The organism is Chromobacterium sphagni, from assembly GCF_001855575.1.
Lineage (GTDB): Bacteria > Pseudomonadota > Gammaproteobacteria > Burkholderiales > Chromobacteriaceae > Chromobacterium > Chromobacterium sphagni.
Map to the genome: position 1 here is coordinate 1,091,302 of NZ_MKCS01000001.1, position 15,281 is coordinate 1,106,582.

A 15,281-nucleotide genomic window follows, 5' to 3' on the forward strand; every position below is an offset into this window, starting at 1 on the left:
TTTGTGAATGGATGGTTTAGTGGAAGTCGCTGGCGAAGCGGCTCGAGCGCGGCATCCCGTTGCCGGTGATGTCGGCGGAGGCGATCACGCCCATCGCCCGGCCTATCAGCAGATTGCGCGGCACCGTGCCGAAGTAGCGCGAGTCGGCGCTGTCGTCGCGGTTGTCGCCCAGCATCAGGTACTGCCCGGCTGGCACCTTGAGCGGGCCGAAGCTGCTGCGGGCGTCGACTCCGGCCGGCCATTGCACGCGGTGCGGTGGCAGTACGCCGCTCTCTCGGGAGCGTAGCGCCGGCAGGACGGTATGGGCGGCGACGTTTTCCATCCGCTGCTGCAAGGGCTGGTAATGCGCGGCCTGGCCGTTGATCCGCAGTTCCTCGTTGCGCATTTCCACGATGTCGCCGGGCAGCGCCACCAGCCGTTTGATCAGGCGGGTGCGGTCCTTGGGCGACGAGAAAGTGACGATGTCGCCGCGTTGCGGTTCGCCGGTGCGCTGCAAAATAACGTTGGTCAGCGGCAGCTTCAGGTCGTAGGCCAGCCGGTTGACCAGCACCACGTCGCCCTCCAGCACGGTGGGACGCATCGATCCCGAAGGAATGGTGTTCCAGTCGGCGACGGCGGTGCGGAACAGGCCGAAAACCAGCAGGAAAACCAGGAAGCCGCGGTTGTTTTGCAGCCAGTTCTTCATTGCGTTCCTTGATCGTCAAAAATTGAATCAGCCATCCGACAGCACGCGGATGTGGGCGGCGACGCTGCGGCCCAGCGCCGACAGGTCATAGCCGCCCTCCAGCACCGACACCACGCGGCCGGCGCAGTACTGGTCGGCAATCTGCAGCAGATGGCGGGTGACCCATTCGTAGTCGGCTTCGGTGAGGCCCAGCGAGCCCATGTCGTCCTCGCGGTGGGCGTCGAATCCGGCGGAGATGAACAGCATTTGCGGCTGGAATTCGTGCAAGAGCGGCAGCCAGACGTTTTCCACCGCCTCACGGAATTCGCGGCCGCCGCTGCCGGCCCGCATCGGCACGTGATGCATATTGGGCCCCAGCGGGACATCGCCGCTATAGGGATAGAACGGGTGCTGGAAAATGGACACCATCAGCACCCGCGGGTCGTCGCGCAGGATTTCCTCGGTGCCGTTGCCGTGGTGGACGTCGAAATCCACCACCGCGACCCGTTCGAACTTGTAATGCGCCAGCGCGTGGGTGATGCCGACGGCGATATTATTGAAGAAGCAGAAGCCCATCGCCTTGTCGCTTTCGGCATGGTGGCCGGGCGGGCGGATGGCGCAGAAGGCGTTGGGCGCCTTGTCCTCGGCCACCAGCTCCACCGCCTTGACCACGGCGCCGGCGGCGCGGCGCGCGGCTTTCAGCGTGCCGGGCGACATCGCGGTGTCCGGGTCCATGCGGAACGTGCCCACGCTGGGCGCGCAGGCTTCCAGGTATTCGACATAGCGCGGCGGATGCACGCGGGCCAGTTGTTCGTAGCTGACTTCCGGCGCCTCCACCTCCTGCAGGCTGTCGAAGATCTGCGAGGCCATCAGCTGGTCGCGGATGGCGCTCAGCCGCTCCGGACACTCGGGGTGGCCCACCCCCATATTGTGCTGCAGGCAATCGGCATGGGTGATGTAGGCGGTCAAGCCATTGCGCTGCAAGCGGTTTTTCAGCCAAGTCAACACGAGAGCCCCCTGCGTGCTTACAATGGAATGTCGATTATCTATTTTTGATAAATACTGCGCGCAACCGGGGTCAAATGCAATCACTCTCCCTTGCCTACCGGCAACTGAATACGCTGATTCTGGGCAAGCCGCAGGCTCTGCGGCTGGCCTTCGCCTGCCTGATCGCCCGCGGCCACCTGCTGATCGAGGATGTGCCCGGCGTGGGCAAGACCACGTTGGCGCATGGTCTGGCCACGGTGCTGGGGCTGGATTACCGCCGGGTGCAGTTCACCAGTGACCTGCTGCCGGCCGATATTCTGGGCGTCAGCATCTACCAGCGCGACAGCGCGCGCTTCGAGCTGCACCGCGGGCCGGTATTCACCCAGGTGCTGTTGGCCGACGAGATCAACCGCGCGTCTCCCAAGGTGCAGTCGGCGCTGCTGGAGGCGATGGAGGAGAGGCAGGTGTCGATAGACGGCGACACCCATGCGCTGCCGTCGCCGTTCTTCGTCATCGCCACTCAGAATCCGGGCGAGCAGATGGGCACCTTTCCGCTGCCGGAGTCGCAGCTGGACCGTTTCCTGATGCGCATTTCTCTGGGTTATCCACCGCGCGAGGCCGAGCGCGCGCTGCTGATGGGCGAGGACCGCCGCAGTCTGCTGGAGCGTTTCAAGGCGGTGATGACGCCGGACGAATTGCTGGCGCTGCAGCAGAAGGCGGCGGCGGTGGTGGTGAGCCCGGCGCTGGCCGACTACCTGCTGGCCTTGCTGGAGGCCACGCGCCAGTCCGGCCTGTTCGCCACAGGGCTCAGCCCGCGCGCAGGCCAGGCGCTGGTGGCGGCGGCGCGCGGCTGGGCCTTGCTGGCGGGGCGCGACCACCTGCTGCCGGAGGACATCAAGGCCATCTTCCTGCCGGTGGCGGCGCACCGGCTGCAGGCGGTGGCCGGCAGCGATGCCGAGCAGGAACTGGGGCGCTTGCTCTCGCATGTCGCGATTCCGTGAACGGCTGCAGCGCTGGCTGCTGGCGCGGCTGCCGCTGGAAGAACGCTGCGAACTGTCCCAGCGCCGCATCTATCTGCTGCCCACCCGCTTCGGTCTGCTGCTGCTGGCGGTGGGGCTGGCGGTATGGGTGGGCGCGCTCAATTACCAGGTGAGCCTGGCATACGCGCTGGCGTTCTGGATCGTCAGCCTGGTGCTGGTGGCGGTGCTGATGGCTTATCGCCAGCTGTCCGGGTTGCGGCTGCGGGCGGAGCCGGGCGCGGCGGTGTTTGCCGGCGATCCGGCCTGCTTTCGCCTGGTGCTGGAGAATCCGTCCGCATTGCAGCGGCAGCTGCAGGTGCATTTGCAGGGGGATGACCGGCGCTTGCCGTGCGGCCTGGCGGGGCAGGGCAGCGGCAGCGTCGAGCTGACGCTGCCGACCAGCGGCCGCGGCTGGCTGGCGCTGCCTGCCTGCGTGGTGGCGAGCGAAGCGCCGTTCGGCCTGATCCGCGCCTGGGCGGTATTGCGCTTGCAATCCCGGTTGCTGGTGTATCCGGCCTTGTTGCCGGATGCCGCGCGCGGGGGCAGCGAGGGCGATGGCGGCAGCGGCGGCCGAAGCCGGCCCGGCGGCGACGATTTTTCCCATCTGGACGCATACCGCCATGGCGACACGCCGCGCCAGATCGCCTGGAAAGTGTTGGCCCGGCGCGATGTGCTGACCAGCAAGCGCTTCGCCAGCGAGAGCGGCGGCGACTTGACGCTGATCCGCTGGAGCGACTACGGCGCCGAGGCGGATGCCGAGCGGCGCCTGTCGCGGATGGCCTGGCGGGTGGAGCAGTGCGAGCGCCGCCAGCAGCGCTACCGGCTGAGCCTGCCGGACGACGAGATCGGCCCGCAGCCACGCCAGCGCGAACAGGCGCTGAGCGCGCTGGCCTTGTTCGGGGGGCGGCCATGACGCCGGACGCCGAGCGGGGACGCAGCTGGCCGGTGCTGCTGGCGCTGGGCTGGACCGCGCTGCCCCTGGCCTGGTATCTGCCATGGTGGCTGCTGGCTCTGTTTGTCGCGGCGCTGGCCGGCAGGGCGCGGCTGGAGCATGGCGGCGGCCGCCTGCCATCGCGCTGGCTGCTGCTGCCGACGCTGCTGGCCGCCATCGCCATGCTCTGGCTCAGCCTGCAGACCCTGGTGGGGAGGGAGGGAGGGGTGGCGCTGCTGGTGCTGCTGATCGCCTTCAAGGCGTTTGAAACCGCCAGTCTGCGCGACTGGCGGGTGTTGCTGGCGTTGGGTTTCTTCCTGGCGGCTATGCCGCTGCTGTTCGACCAGTCGCCGCTGATGGCCGCCTGGCTGGTGGCTAGCCTGCTGCTGCTGACCTGGGCCACGGCGGTGCTGGCGGGGGCCTTGCCGCGCGGCAGCTGGCGCAGCGCCGCGCAGGCGCTGTTGCTGTCCCTGCCGATGATGCTGGTGCTGTTCGTGGTGATGCCCCGGCTGCCGGAGCCGCTGTGGAGCATGCCGGGCCAGGAGCGCGCCGCCGCCAGCGGTCTGGGCGAGGATATGGCGCCGGGCAGCATCAGCCAGCTGATACTCAATCGCGAGCCGGCATTTTCCGTGGCGTTCACCGGCGCGCCGCCGGCCCAGGACCAGCTGTACTGGCGGGTGATGTTGCTGGACGACTTCGACGGGCAGCGCTGGATCAATGTCGGCGGCCAGCGCGGCGAACCCTTGCAGCAAGCCGAAGGCAGGCAGGTTGCCTACAGTATGACGCTGAAGCCGGACAAGGGCCGGTTGCCAGCGTTGGACCTGCCGCAGCGGGCGGCCCAGGGCAGCCACCTGGAGGCGGGAGGCTTGCTGCGCCAGGACGAGAAGCAGGACGAATTGGCCCGCTATGCGCTGGCCAGCCGGCTGGGCGGCCGTTATCCGTCGCCGCTGTCGGCCGCCGGGCAGGCTTTCTACCGGCGGCTGCCGCCCGGCAATCCCCGCAGCCGGGCCTTGGCGGCCAGGTTGGCGCGCCAGGCCGGCAGCGAGCAGGCTTTTGCCGGCGAGGCGCTGCAATATCTGCGGCTGGGCGGTTTCAGCTATACCCTGAAACCGCCCTTGCTTGGCCAGCAGGCTGTCGACCAGTTCCTGTTCGACAGCCGGCAGGGCTTCTGCGAACACTACGCCTCCGCCTTCGCGTTCCTGGCGCGCGCGGCCGGGATTCCAGCCCGGGTGGTGGTGGGATATCAGGGCGGAGAATACAACCCGATAGGCCGTTTCTGGCAAGTGCGCTCGTCCGATGCCCATGCTTGGGTGGAGATATGGCTGTCCGGCCCGAGGCAATGGCTGCGGGTGGACCCGACCGCAGCGGTGGCGCCTGGCCGGCTGGAACAGGCTGCGGAGCAGGCGCTGCCGGCCTTGCGCAGCGATGGCGGAGCGGCGGGAGTGCTGCCGCCGCAGTGGCTGCGGCGTTGGCGCCAGCAGTGGACGGCCGCCAATTTCGCCTGGCAGCAGTGGGTGGTCGGCTATGACGCCAGCCGGCAGCAGGGGGTGTTCCAGCGGCTGGGCCTGGGGACTAGAGTGGATGGCGGCAGCGTGGTGCGGGGCTTGTTGATCGGCATGCTGCTGGCGGTGTTGCCGTTGATGCTGTGGTGGCGCCGCCGACCGGCGCAAGCGCCGATGGCCGCTGGCTGGGAGCTGATACGGCAGGGTTTGGCGAAGCGCAGCATCGCGGCGGGTCCTGCACTGGGGCCGCTGGAGTTGCTGAAGGCTGCCAGGGGTTTACCGCGCGACGATTATCGCCGTTTGAAGCGACTGGTCAATGAATACATCGAATTGCGCTACCGGCGGCAGGTGGCGGATGCCGGGAGGGAGCGGCGCTGGTTGCGGCAGGCGAGGCGCTGGAAATGACAAAGCCCGGCTGAGCCGGGCTGGGGTACTGCGCGCCGGTTCGGCTCAGAGCAGGAAATCGCGCGAGATGCCCTTGCGGCGCAGGATGCGGCGCAGTTGCTCCAGGCCTTCGATCTGAATCTGCCTGACCCGTTCGCGGGTCAGGCTGAGCGATGCCGCCAGCTCCTCCAGCGTGCAGATCTCGTAGCCGTTGAGGCCGTAGCGCCGCTCTATCACCAGCCGCTGTTTCTCGTTGAGCTGGCTCAGCCAGTCGTGGACGAACATTTCCAGCTGGTTGTTGTGCAGCTGCAGTTCCGGCTCTTCATGCTGTTCGTCGGGGATGGATTCGCCGATGGACAGCATCGGGTCGATGTCCAGCGGGGCGTCCAGCGAGGCCATGCGCTCGTTCAGGTTCATCACCTTGCGCACATCCTCCACCGGCTTGCCGACCAGGTGGGCGATTTCCTCTATGCTGGGCTCGCGGCCGATCTGGCTTTCCAGATGGCGCGAGGCGCGCAGGTAGACGTTGAGTTCCTTGATCACGTGCACCGGCAGGCGGATGGTGCGCGACTGGTTCATGATCGCGCGTTCTATGCTCTGGCGTATCCACCAAGTGGCATAGGTGGAGAAGCGGAAGCCGCGCTCGGGGTCGAACTTCTCCAGCGCGTGCATCAGGCCGATATTGCCTTCCTCGATCAGGTCGAGCAGCGCCAGCCCGCGGTTGATGTAGTGCTTGGCGATGTTGACCACCAGCCGCAGATTGTGCTCGATCATCTTCTGTCGGGCTTCGAACTCGCCGGCAACCACCCTGCGCGCCAGCGCCAGTTCCTCCTGCGGGGTCAGCAGCGCGTTGTTGCCGATGTCGTTCAGATAGATCTGGGTGACGTCGGCGACAACATCCTCAAAGACCGCGGTGCTTTCCGCGGCCTCTTCCGCTTCTGCTTCGGCGGCGGCTTCCTCGCCGCCTTCCTCGTCCAGAAGCTCGTTCTCGTCCAGGATATCTATTTCGTTGCTCATCTCTCTACCCCCGTCGCTGTCTTGTTCTGACGGGGGCTGTGCCTACCCGTTCAGGACTTGTGTTCAAGATACTGCATCGGGTCCACCGGCTTGCCAAAACGGCGGATCTCGAAGTGCAGTTTGACTTGGTCGGCATCGGAATTGCCCATTTCGGCAATCTTCTGCCCTTTCTTGACAGACTGTCCTTCCTTTACCAGCAGCTGGCTGTTATGCGCATATGCCGACAGGAAGGTCTTGTTATGTTTGATGATGATCAGCTTGCCGTAACCGCGCAGCCCGGCGCCGCTGTACACCACCTTGCCATCACCTGCTGCGAGCACCGCTTGACCCATGCGCCCGCTGATTTCAACGCCCTTGTTGCTGTCCGAGTAGCCTTTCACCACCTTGCCCTCGGTCGGCCAGGACCATGCCACAGCGTCTTCTTCCTGCTTGGCGGCCGGCGCGCTGGCATCCTTGGCGGGAGCCGGAGCGACAGTCGCCGCGCTGGCTTCCGGCTTTTTCCCCGGTGCCGGCGAAACCGCAGGGCCAGACGCCTGAGCGCTGTTCTTGCTGCCAGGACGTCCCTCGCTCTGGGCCGCCAGGTCTTTTACCGCTTCGCTGCCGTACGGCAGCTTCAAGGCTTTGGGATAGGCCTTTACCGTTCCGTTGCCCGTTGCCGGCACCGCCGCGGCGTGTTCGACCGCGGCGCTCGCCGCGACCACCGGCGCCGCCTTGGCCGCGCCGTTCTGCGCGGCGCCGCCGGGCGGCGTCAGACGCAGCACCTGCCCCACCTTGATGCCGGTGTCGGGCAGATTGTTCCAGGCGGCCACGTCCTTGTACTTCAGGCCATGGTTCAGCGAGATGCGGAACAGATTGTCGCCCGGCTTCACCACATAGCTGCCGTCGCCGCCGGCGGCCGGCGCGTTGGCTACCGGCTGCACGTTCAGGCTGCCCTGGTCCCGGTAGGGGGTGGCGACGGTATTGCCGGAGGTCGCCGTCGGGGCCGGTTTGGCCTGGCCGATAGGGGCTGGCGCCGCGTTTTCCACCGGAGCTGCCTGCTGAGCCATGCTGCTGCAACCGGTCAATCCTGCACCAAGTGCGGCAACTAATATATACGCATACCTGCAATGCATTTTTAGCATGTTTTTTTTGTTGAAACGTTGAATAAGAGTTTTGCTTGATTGTCTGACAGCGATAGTGTTGCGTTTTTGCAGTTTCAACTACGCCCGTTCAGCAGCGGAACAAATTTTACCGGGTCCAGCTTGGCCTTCTGAAGGCCTTGCGTGGTTTTTTCCAGCAGCCACAAATGTTGCTCGGTTTCGCCCAGCGGCAGCACCAGCCGGCCGCCTTCCGCCAGCTGTTCCACCAGCGCGTTCGGCACGGCGCGGGCGGCGGCGGTGATGATGATACCGTCGAACGGAGCCGCTTCCGGCAGGCCGACGTTGCCATCGCCATGCACCAGGCGGGCGTGGACCAGCTTGGCGGCGCGAAGATTGCGTCTGGCTTGGTCAAGAATCGCGCCCAGTCGTTCCATCGAATACACTTCGGCGCCGGTTTTCAGCAGCACCGCGGTCTGGTAGCCGCAGCCTGTGCCAATTTCGAGGATCTTTCCCGGTTGGCGCCCCTGCAGCAGCAGTTCGGTCATCCTGGCCACAGTCAGCGGCTGGGAGATGGTCTGGCCATGGCCGATGGGCAGCGACACGTCGTCGTAGGCGCGGGTGGCCAGCGCCTGGTCGACGAACAGGTGGCGGGGCACCTCGTGCATGGCCTTGAGTACTCTTTCGTCGCTGATGCCATGCTGGCGCAGGCGGTCGGTCATGCGCCGGCGGGTGCGCTCGGAAAGCATGCCGTAAGCCTGGCTGTTCGGTATCAGCGGTGAAGCCATGTAGAAATCCTGTCCAATTGCCCATAGGCGGTCAAATCCAGCATCAGCGGGGTGACGGATGCCTGCCCGGCCGCGATGCAGCCGAAATCGGTGCCTGCGCCGGCATCCTGCACGGTTCCCACCGGTCCTACCCAGTATATCGTTTCTCCGCGCGGATTCTGAGATTTGATTACCGGCTGCGCGGCATGGCGGCGTCCCAGACGGCTGACGCACAAGGGACCCAGCGCCTCTTCCGGCAAGTCGGGGACATTGACGTTCAGCAGCATCGGCTGGACGAAAGGCTGCTCCAGGCAGCGCTCCACCAGTTGCTCCACCACTTTGCCGGCGGTGGCGAAGTGCCGCCCGCTGTAGCCTGCCAGCGAGACGGCGATCGAGGGGATCCCCAGCATGAAGCCTTCGGTGGCGGCCGCGACGGTGCCGGAGTAGAGGGTGTCGTCTCCCATATTGGGGCCGTTGTTGATGCCGCTGAACACCATGTCGGGCCGGTAGTCGAGCAGGCCGGTCACCGCCAGATGCACGCAGTCGGTCGGCGTGCCGTTGACGTAGTAAAAGCCGTTGGCGGCCTTGCGCACGGTCAGCGGCCTATCCAGCGTCAGCGAGTTGCTGGCGCCGCTGCGGTCGCGCTCCGGGGCTACCACCACCACGTCGCCGTAGCGTTGCAGCGTCTGGGCCAGCATGGCCAGGCCGGGCGCGGAATAACCGTCATCGTTGCTGAGCAGAAACTTCATACTGTCTTTCGGTTGGTATCGGATGATTGTAGCGCCGCCAGGATGACGGAGAATAGGGTCCGAGCGGCGCGCGAGGCGTAAAAAAACCCGCGGCGGGCGGGTTTCTTGGCCTGGGTCAGGCGTAGTAGCGCTGGCTGAATTCCAGCATGCGCTCGATCGGCACGCGGGCGGCGTCCATCTGCGTGGGCGTCAGGTAGTCGATCTCCAGGCCCAGGCCCTGCTGAGCGCGTTTGACCGCCTCTATGGTGTTCATCTTCATGTACGGACAGGAATTGCACTGGCAGCCGGCGTAGATCGGCGCCTGGCGCAGGTCCAGGTCGGGACGGGCCAGGCCCATGTTGTAGAGGATGCCGTCTTCGGTGGCGACGAAGATCACCGCCTTGGCGCTGCCCTGGTAGTTTTTCACCCAGTTCAGCATGCCGGAGGTGGAGCCGACGTAATCGGCCTTCTTCAATACCGGCAGAGGGCTTTCCGGGTGGGCGATCAGGTATTTGTCGCCGGGAACCGCGGCGAAGGCCTCGCTCAGCGCGGTTTCGTTGAACTTGTCGTGCACCTCGCACACCGCCGACCACAACGGCATGTCGTAGCCGTACTGGTCGTTGAGGTAGCCGCCCATATTGCGGTCGGGAGAGAAGATCACCTTCTTACCCTCGGCGTACAGGTGGGCGATGATGTCGTCGACGTTGCGGCTGGTGACGATCCAGTCGGACACGGCTTTGTGCTCGGCGCTGGAGTTGATGTAGGACACGTGCACATGGTCCGGGTAGCGCTTGCGCCATTGCGTCAGCTCGGCCACGTCGGTCTGGGTGACCAGCGAACAGGTGGAGCCGGCGTCCGGCAGCATCACGGTGGCCTGCGGATTGAGGATCTTGGCGGTTTCGGCCATGAAGCGCACGCCGGCGAAGACGATGATGTCTGCCTGGGCTTCCTTGGCGTACAACGATAATTCCAGGCTGTCTCCCACCTTGTCCGCCATCTGCTGGATTTCGGGCTGGGTGTAATAATGAGCGAGGGTGACGACGCGTTTCGTCATGGTTGAGTCGGCTCCTGCCTGACCGGGCGCATTGGCCGCGGCTGGCTGAATGGTGCAGCGCAATAAAGGTTTGTTGCGAAATAGTAAAGATTAGCAATATTGTAAAGCCAGCGCCACTGGCTGGATACGGCGGCGAGGAAATTTGCCGGCGGCCGTGGCGTGAAATGCATCTGTCGGCGGTTTGTCTGAGGTCAATATGACGTCGAGCTGCCCTGCACATGATTGAGGGCGGGTGGACTGCGTTTGCGGCGGCGGCCCGATGCCGGTTTTCCCGGCCAGATTGCCGTCCGGCGCGGGCTGTCGCGGCCCGGCCTGGATCGCGTAAGCTTGCCGGCGGAATGGCCGCTGCCCGCCCGCCGGCAAGCCGGCGTCTAATTGAATCGTTTCCTGAGGACAAGCACGCATGAGGCCGCATTATCTGACTCCGCTGTTTTCTCCGCGCACGGTGGCCGTGGTCGGCGCGAGCGACCGTCCCGGCTCCATTGGCCAGGCGGTGTTTTCCAGCCTGCTGGCCGGCTCGTTCCAGGGCAAGCTGTATCCGGTCAACCTCAATCACAAGGTGGTGGGCGGCATTCCGGCGGTGGCTTCGGTGCGGCAGATAGACGAGCCGGTGGAGCTGGCGGTGGTGGTGACCGCCATCCGCTCCCTGCCGGCCATCATCAAGGATTGCGGCAAGAAGGGCGTCAAGGCGGTGCTGCTGGCCAAGGAGTTCTCCGACAGCGAGCAGCTGGAGCAGGAACTGATCAACGAGGCGCTGTCGATCGCCCGCCACTTCGGCATCCGCATCCTGGGTCCCAATGTGCTGGGCCTGATGCGCCCGGTGGCCGGCTTCAATGCCAGCAACTACGCCGGCAAGGTGCGGCCGGGCAATCTGGCGCTGGTGTCGGAGTCGTCGGCCTTGTGCGCGGCGATGCTGGACTGGGCCGACAGCAAGGAAATCGGTTTTTCCAGCGTGATCTCGCTGGGCAAGGCGCTGGATGTCGGTTTCGGCGAAATCCTGGATTACCTAGTAGCGGACAACTTCACCCAGGGCATACTGTTGCATGTTCACCACATACACGACGCGCGCCGTTTCATGTCGGCGCTGCGGGCCGCCGCTCGCACCAAGCCGGTGGTGGTGATCAAGTCCGGCCGTTTCGAGAGCGACGCCAGCGGCCTCACCCATTCCAGCAATCTGGTGGCCAGCGGCGAGGTGTTCGACGCGGCGCTGGCGCGGGCCGGCGTGCTCAGGGTGTCGTCCATCGCCCAGCTGTTCACCGCCGCCAAGGTGTTGGCGGCCAATTACCGCGTCGGCGGCAAGCGGCTGGCCATCGTCACCAACGGCTTCGGTCCGGGCATGCTGGCGGCCGATAGCGCCATAGATTACGGCGTGGAGCTGGCGAAGCTGGGGGAAGCAACCCTCACGCTGCTGGACAGCGTGCTGCCGCGCAACTGGTCGCACGGCAATCCGCTGGACATCATCGGCGACGCCAGTCCGATGCGTTTCCGCACTGCGGTGAAGGCCTGCGTCGACGACTCTGGCGTGGACGGGGTGATGGTGATCTTCACGCCGCAGGCCGGCACCGACCACCTGACCACCGCGCAATTGATGATAGGGCTGCAGCGCGAGACCGCCAAGCCGCTGTTCCTGTCCTGGCTGGGCGACGCCAAGGTGTCGGAAAGCCGCGAGCTGTTCTCCAAGGCCAAGTGCGCGCATTTCCGCGCGCCGGAATACGGGATAGAAGTGTTCCGCCACCTGGCCGCCTATCAGCACAACCAGCAATTGCTGATGCAGACGCCGGGTCCGCTGGAGGGCCGGCGCGCCGATCCGGACGTGGCGGCGGCGCGCAAGGTGATAGACCGGGTGCTGGCCGAGGGCCGCACCATCCTGTCCGAGCGCGAATCCAAGCAGGTGCTGGCCGCCTTCCACATCCCGGTCAACCCGACCACGCTGGCGCGCACGCCCGGCGAGGCGGTGAAGCAGGCCGACAAGATAGGCTATCCGGTGGTGCTGAAGATCGATTCGCCGGACATCATCTACAAGTCGGACGTCGGCGGCGTGGAGCTGAACATCAGCAATGAGGCTACTCTCAAGAGCGCGTTCGACGCCATCCTCGCCCGCACGCGCCAGGCGCGGCCGGACGCGCGCATCGACGGCATTTCGGTGCAGCCTATGCGCAAGCGCCGCTTCGCCCGCGAACTGATGGTGGGAGTGGCGCACGACGCCGCTTTTGGCCCGGTGATCACCTTCGGCGCAGGCGGCATCGCGGTGGAAGTGATGCGCGACTTGGCCTTGGCGCTGCCGCCGCTCAACGATTATCTGGTCGACAATATGGTGGCCCAGACCCGCATCGGCCAGTTGCTGGGGCCGTTCAAGAACCTGCCGCCGGTGGATATCGACGAACTGCGCCATGTGCTGCTGCAGGTATCGGAAATGGTGTGCGAGCTGCCGCAGCTGCGCGAGATGGACATCAATCCGCTGGTGGCGGACGAAAAGGGCGTGATCGCGCTGGACGCGCGCATCTTCGTCGAGCCAGCGCGCGCCGACCTCAAGCGCTACGGCCATATGGCCATCATGCCTTACCCCTCGCACATGGTGGTATGCGCCAGGCTGCGGGACGGCACGGCGGTGATGATACGGCCCATCCGTCCGGAGGACGCCGACATGCAGCAGGCCTTCGTGCGCAATCTGTCAGAGGAAAGCCGCTACAACCGCTACCTGTCCAGCATCAAGCAGCTGTCGCAGAGCATGCTGGTCCGCTTCACCCAGATAGACTACGACCGCGAGATGGCGCTGGCGATGACGCGCGACGAGCAGGGCGGCGAGCAGATGCTGGCGGTGGCGCGCTTCATCACCGATCCGGACAACGAGGCCTGCGAGTTCGCGCTGGAAGTGGCCGACGACTGGCAGGGCCGCGGCATTGGCAATCTCTTGATGCAGGCGTTGTTCGACGCGGCGCGCGAGCAGGGGCTGAAGATCATGCGCGGCGAGGTGTTAGCCGGCAACAAGGGCATGCTGAAACTGATGCATAAACTGGGATTTAGCGTCGAGACCCACCCCGAAGACCGAGCGCTGAGCCAGGTGTTGAAGACGCTTTAAGAGGCTGGCGGAACAGGGACTTGCATTAAGCGCTTGCAAGATAAGGGAAATCTGCCCTAAAATCGTGGGCTTTTCTATACACAGTTTTTTTCAAGGACAATCGACAATGGTAGTGATTCGTCTGGCACGCGGCGGCGCCAAGAACCGTCCGTTCTACAACATCGTGGTGACCGATTCCCGTAACCGTCGTGACGGTCGCTTCATCGAGCGCGTTGGCTTCTACAATCCGGTAGCCAACGAAAAGCAAGAGCGCGTTCGCTTCACCATGGATCGCCTGAACTACTGGGTAGGCGTCGGCGCTCAACTGTCCGACTCCGTAGCCAAGCTGCTCAAAGAGCAGAAGGTTGCTGCCTGATCGTTCGTTGATCCAGATTTAACGGACTAAGGGCGCATGCGCAACGAAGATCTCGTACCGATGGGCTTTGTGCGCGGCGCCTTCGGTATCAAGGGCTGGGTGAAAATCCACGCCGATACCGAACACGCTGACGGCCTGTTTGACTACCCGGTCTGGTGGCTGGGCAAGGACGGCAGCTGGAAGCCGTATACATTTGAGAATGGCACCGTGCAGCCCAAGGCGCTCGCCGCCAAGCTGGAAGGCATCGACGACCGCGACGGGGCGGAAGCCCTGTGCGGCATGCAGATCGCCGTGCCGCGCAGCGAACTGCCAGAGGCTGGCGATGGCGAATACTACTGGAGCGATCTGATCGGTCTGGCGGTCGTCAACCAGCAGGGCGAAACGCTGGGCACGGTGGACGGCCTGATGGAAACCGGCGCCAACGACGTATTGGTGGTGAAGGGCGAACACGGCCAAAGGCTGATTCCCTTCGTCGACCAGTATGTGTTGGAAGTGCTACCGGCCGAAGGCCGCATCCTGGTGGACTGGGGTCTGGATTACTGATGCAGATCGACGCGGTTACGCTGTTCCCCGAGATGTTCGACTCCATCGCCCGCTTTGGCGTCAGCCAGCGGGCGCTTGACCTGGCCATCTGGGGCTTCAAGGCCTGGAATCCGCGTGATTTCACCCACGACAACTATCGTCGGGTGGATGACCGGCCCTATGGCGGCGGCCCGGGCATGGTGATGCAGATCGAACCGCTGGAGCAGGCCATCGCGTCTGCCCGCGGCCGCCAGCAGGCGGCCGGCGCCGGGCGCAGCCATGTGATCTACCTGTCGCCGCAAGGCGCGCGGCTCACGCACGCCAAGGCGGCGGAGCTGTCGCAGCGGCCGGGCCTGATCCTGCTGTGCGGACGCTACGAAGGCGTGGACGAGCGCCTGATAGAAACCGTGGTTGACGAGGAGATATCCATCGGCGACTACGTGCTCTCTGGCGGCGAACTGCCGGCTATGGTATTGATGGACGCGGTGGTGCGTTTGCTGCCCGGCGTGCTCAACGACGCGCAGTCGGCCTATGAAGACTCATTTGTGGACGGTCTTTTGGACTGCCCGCATTACACCCGACCCGAAGAGTATCGCGGCATGCGGGTGCCGGACGTGCTGTTGTCCGGTAATCATGCCTTGATCGCCAAATGGCGGCTCAAACAGTCGCTGGGCAGAACGTGGAAACGCCGGCCCGAGCTACTGCAAGACCGCATTTTGACAAAACAGGAATCTCGGCTGCTGGCGGAGTACCAGCAGGAACAAGATATCCGCAAAAAACCGGAGTAAAAAATGGATCTGATCCAGAAACTCGAGCAAGAAGAAATCGCCCGCCTGGGCAAAACCCTGCCGGAATTCGCTCCTGGCGATACCGTAGTGGTTCAGGTCAAGGTAAAGGAAGGCACCCGCGAGCGTCTGCAGGCTTACGAAGGCGTGGTCATCGCCAAGCGTAACCGCGGTCTGAACAGCGCTTTCACCGTGCGCAAGATGTCCGCCGGCGAAGGTGTTGAGCGTACCTTCCAAACTTACTCCCCGCTGGTGGCTTCCGTTGAAGTGAAGCGCCGCGGCGACGTACGTCGCGCCAAGCTGTACTACCTGCGTGGTCGTACCGGCAAGTCCGCACGTATCAAGGAAAAACTGCCGGCTCGCAAGCAGGGTTAATCCTGTCGGCGACAGCCGCTATGATCAAAGCGCAAG

15 protein-coding genes are annotated in these 15,281 nt (G+C 64.8%); 8 read left to right on the forward strand and 7 right to left on the reverse strand.

Translation table 11 applies throughout. The features are described 5' to 3' along the window. Positions 1–16 precede the first annotated feature (16 nt). Both lepB and BI347_RS05240 read right to left on the reverse strand, forming a co-directional pair. Positions 17–685: a signal peptidase I gene (gene lepB / locus BI347_RS05235; RefSeq protein WP_071115448.1), complete on the reverse strand. Its 669-nt coding sequence runs from the start codon at positions 683–685 to the stop codon at positions 17–19. Between the two features lie 27 nt (positions 686–712). Further along, on the reverse strand, positions 713–1,672 hold the full coding sequence (locus tag BI347_RS05240) for a histone deacetylase family protein (RefSeq protein ID WP_071115449.1): 960 nt from the start codon (positions 1,670–1,672) through the stop codon (positions 713–715). A gap of 74 nt (positions 1,673–1,746) precedes the next feature. Here BI347_RS05240 and BI347_RS05245 point away from each other — a divergent pair, with 74 nt between their 5' ends. Genes BI347_RS05245 through BI347_RS05255 form a run of 3 tightly spaced genes read left to right on the forward strand, consistent with a single transcriptional unit; the run spans position 1,747 to position 5,508 of the window. Beyond that, the gene (locus BI347_RS05245) at positions 1,747–2,652 is read left to right on the forward strand and encodes an AAA family ATPase (protein WP_071115450.1); all 906 of its coding nucleotides are present in this window, start codon (positions 1,747–1,749) and stop codon (positions 2,650–2,652) included. After that, a complete protein-coding gene (locus tag BI347_RS05250) occupies positions 2,636–3,583 on the forward strand; it encodes a DUF58 domain-containing protein (protein ID WP_071113618.1) in 948 nt (315 codons plus the stop codon). Before BI347_RS05245 ends, BI347_RS05250 begins: the two co-directional genes overlap by 17 nt. Further along, entirely contained in the window at positions 3,580–5,508 is a 1,929-nt protein-coding gene (locus tag BI347_RS05255) for a transglutaminase TgpA family protein (RefSeq protein WP_071115451.1), read from the forward strand. Before BI347_RS05250 ends, BI347_RS05255 begins: the two co-directional genes overlap by 4 nt. Positions 5,509–5,553: 45 nt before the next feature. Here BI347_RS05255 and rpoS read toward each other — a convergent pair whose 3' ends face one another. The 5 genes from rpoS to nadA all read right to left on the reverse strand — a co-directional run bounded on the left by rpoS (position 5,554) and on the right by nadA (position 10,129). Next, positions 5,554–6,504 carry an RNA polymerase sigma factor RpoS gene (gene rpoS, locus BI347_RS05260; RefSeq protein WP_071113620.1) on the reverse strand — a complete coding sequence of 317 codons (951 nt, stop codon included), beginning with the start codon at positions 6,502–6,504 and terminating at the stop codon, positions 5,554–5,556. Between the two features lie 50 nt (positions 6,505–6,554). Continuing rightward, a complete protein-coding gene (locus tag BI347_RS05265) occupies positions 6,555–7,703 on the reverse strand; it encodes a peptidoglycan DD-metalloendopeptidase family protein (protein WP_420837163.1) in 1,149 nt (382 codons plus the stop codon). After that, the gene (locus tag BI347_RS05270; protein WP_071113622.1) at positions 7,700–8,368 is read right to left on the reverse strand and encodes a protein-L-isoaspartate(D-aspartate) O-methyltransferase; all 669 of its coding nucleotides are present in this window, start codon (positions 8,366–8,368) and stop codon (positions 7,700–7,702) included. The genes BI347_RS05265 and BI347_RS05270 overlap by 4 nt, the downstream gene beginning before the upstream one ends. Beyond that, positions 8,353–9,096: a 5'/3'-nucleotidase SurE gene (gene surE / locus BI347_RS05275; protein WP_071113623.1), complete on the reverse strand. Its 744-nt coding sequence runs from the start codon at positions 9,094–9,096 to the stop codon at positions 8,353–8,355. The genes BI347_RS05270 and surE overlap by 16 nt, the downstream gene beginning before the upstream one ends. Positions 9,097–9,211: 115 nt before the next feature. Next, entirely contained in the window at positions 9,212–10,129 is a 918-nt protein-coding gene (gene nadA, locus BI347_RS05280; protein ID WP_071113624.1) for a quinolinate synthase NadA, read from the reverse strand. A 403-nt stretch (positions 10,130–10,532) separates the two neighbouring features. Between nadA and BI347_RS05285 the strand changes: the two genes are divergently transcribed. The 5 genes from BI347_RS05285 to rplS all read left to right on the forward strand — a co-directional run bounded on the left by BI347_RS05285 (position 10,533) and on the right by rplS (position 15,245). Next, positions 10,533–13,208 (forward strand): bifunctional acetate--CoA ligase family protein/GNAT family N-acetyltransferase, encoded by a 2,676-nt coding sequence (locus BI347_RS05285; protein ID WP_071115453.1) that lies wholly within the window; start codon positions 10,533–10,535, stop codon positions 13,206–13,208. A 106-nt stretch (positions 13,209–13,314) separates the two neighbouring features. Further along, positions 13,315–13,563 carry a 30S ribosomal protein S16 gene (rpsP, locus tag BI347_RS05290; RefSeq protein WP_071113626.1) on the forward strand — a complete coding sequence of 83 codons (249 nt, stop codon included), beginning with the start codon at positions 13,315–13,317 and terminating at the stop codon, positions 13,561–13,563. Between the two features lie 36 nt (positions 13,564–13,599). Continuing rightward, complete coding sequence (rimM, locus tag BI347_RS05295) at positions 13,600–14,106, forward strand: ribosome maturation factor RimM (protein ID WP_071113627.1); 507 nt, start codon at positions 13,600–13,602, stop codon at positions 14,104–14,106. Then, entirely contained in the window at positions 14,106–14,873 is a 768-nt protein-coding gene (gene trmD / locus BI347_RS05300; protein WP_071115454.1) for a tRNA (guanosine(37)-N1)-methyltransferase TrmD, read from the forward strand. The genes rimM and trmD overlap by 1 nt, the downstream gene beginning before the upstream one ends. A gap of 3 nt (positions 14,874–14,876) precedes the next feature. Next, the gene (rplS, locus tag BI347_RS05305) at positions 14,877–15,245 is read left to right on the forward strand and encodes a 50S ribosomal protein L19 (protein ID WP_071113629.1); all 369 of its coding nucleotides are present in this window, start codon (positions 14,877–14,879) and stop codon (positions 15,243–15,245) included. Positions 15,246–15,281: the final 36 nt, after the last annotated feature.

Bases quoted from the DNA above. Each gene is read 5' to 3' on its own strand.
- nadA (WP_071113624.1), bottom strand. From the start codon at position 10,129: ATGACGAAACGCGTCGTCACCCTCGCTCATTATTACACCCAGCCCGAA.
- rpsP (WP_071113626.1), top strand. From the start codon at position 13,315: ATGGTAGTGATTCGTCTGGCACGCGGCGGCGCCAAGAACCGTCCGTTC.
- BI347_RS05270 (WP_071113622.1), bottom strand. From the start codon at position 8,368: ATGGCTTCACCGCTGATACCGAACAGCCAGGCTTACGGCATGCTTTCC.
- surE (WP_071113623.1), bottom strand. From the start codon at position 9,096: ATGAAGTTTCTGCTCAGCAACGATGACGGTTATTCCGCGCCCGGCCTG.
- rimM (WP_071113627.1), top strand. From the start codon at position 13,600: ATGCGCAACGAAGATCTCGTACCGATGGGCTTTGTGCGCGGCGCCTTC.
- rplS (WP_071113629.1), top strand. From the start codon at position 14,877: ATGGATCTGATCCAGAAACTCGAGCAAGAAGAAATCGCCCGCCTGGGC.
- BI347_RS05255 (WP_071115451.1), top strand. From the start codon at position 3,580: ATGACGCCGGACGCCGAGCGGGGACGCAGCTGGCCGGTGCTGCTGGCG.
- lepB (WP_071115448.1), bottom strand. From the start codon at position 685: ATGAAGAACTGGCTGCAAAACAACCGCGGCTTCCTGGTTTTCCTGCTG.
- BI347_RS05250 (WP_071113618.1), top strand. From the start codon at position 2,636: ATGTCGCGATTCCGTGAACGGCTGCAGCGCTGGCTGCTGGCGCGGCTG.
- BI347_RS05285 (WP_071115453.1), top strand. From the start codon at position 10,533: ATGAGGCCGCATTATCTGACTCCGCTGTTTTCTCCGCGCACGGTGGCC.
- BI347_RS05245 (WP_071115450.1), top strand. From the start codon at position 1,747: ATGCAATCACTCTCCCTTGCCTACCGGCAACTGAATACGCTGATTCTG.
- trmD (WP_071115454.1), top strand. From the start codon at position 14,106: ATGCAGATCGACGCGGTTACGCTGTTCCCCGAGATGTTCGACTCCATC.
- rpoS (WP_071113620.1), bottom strand. From the start codon at position 6,504: ATGAGCAACGAAATAGATATCCTGGACGAGAACGAGCTTCTGGACGAG.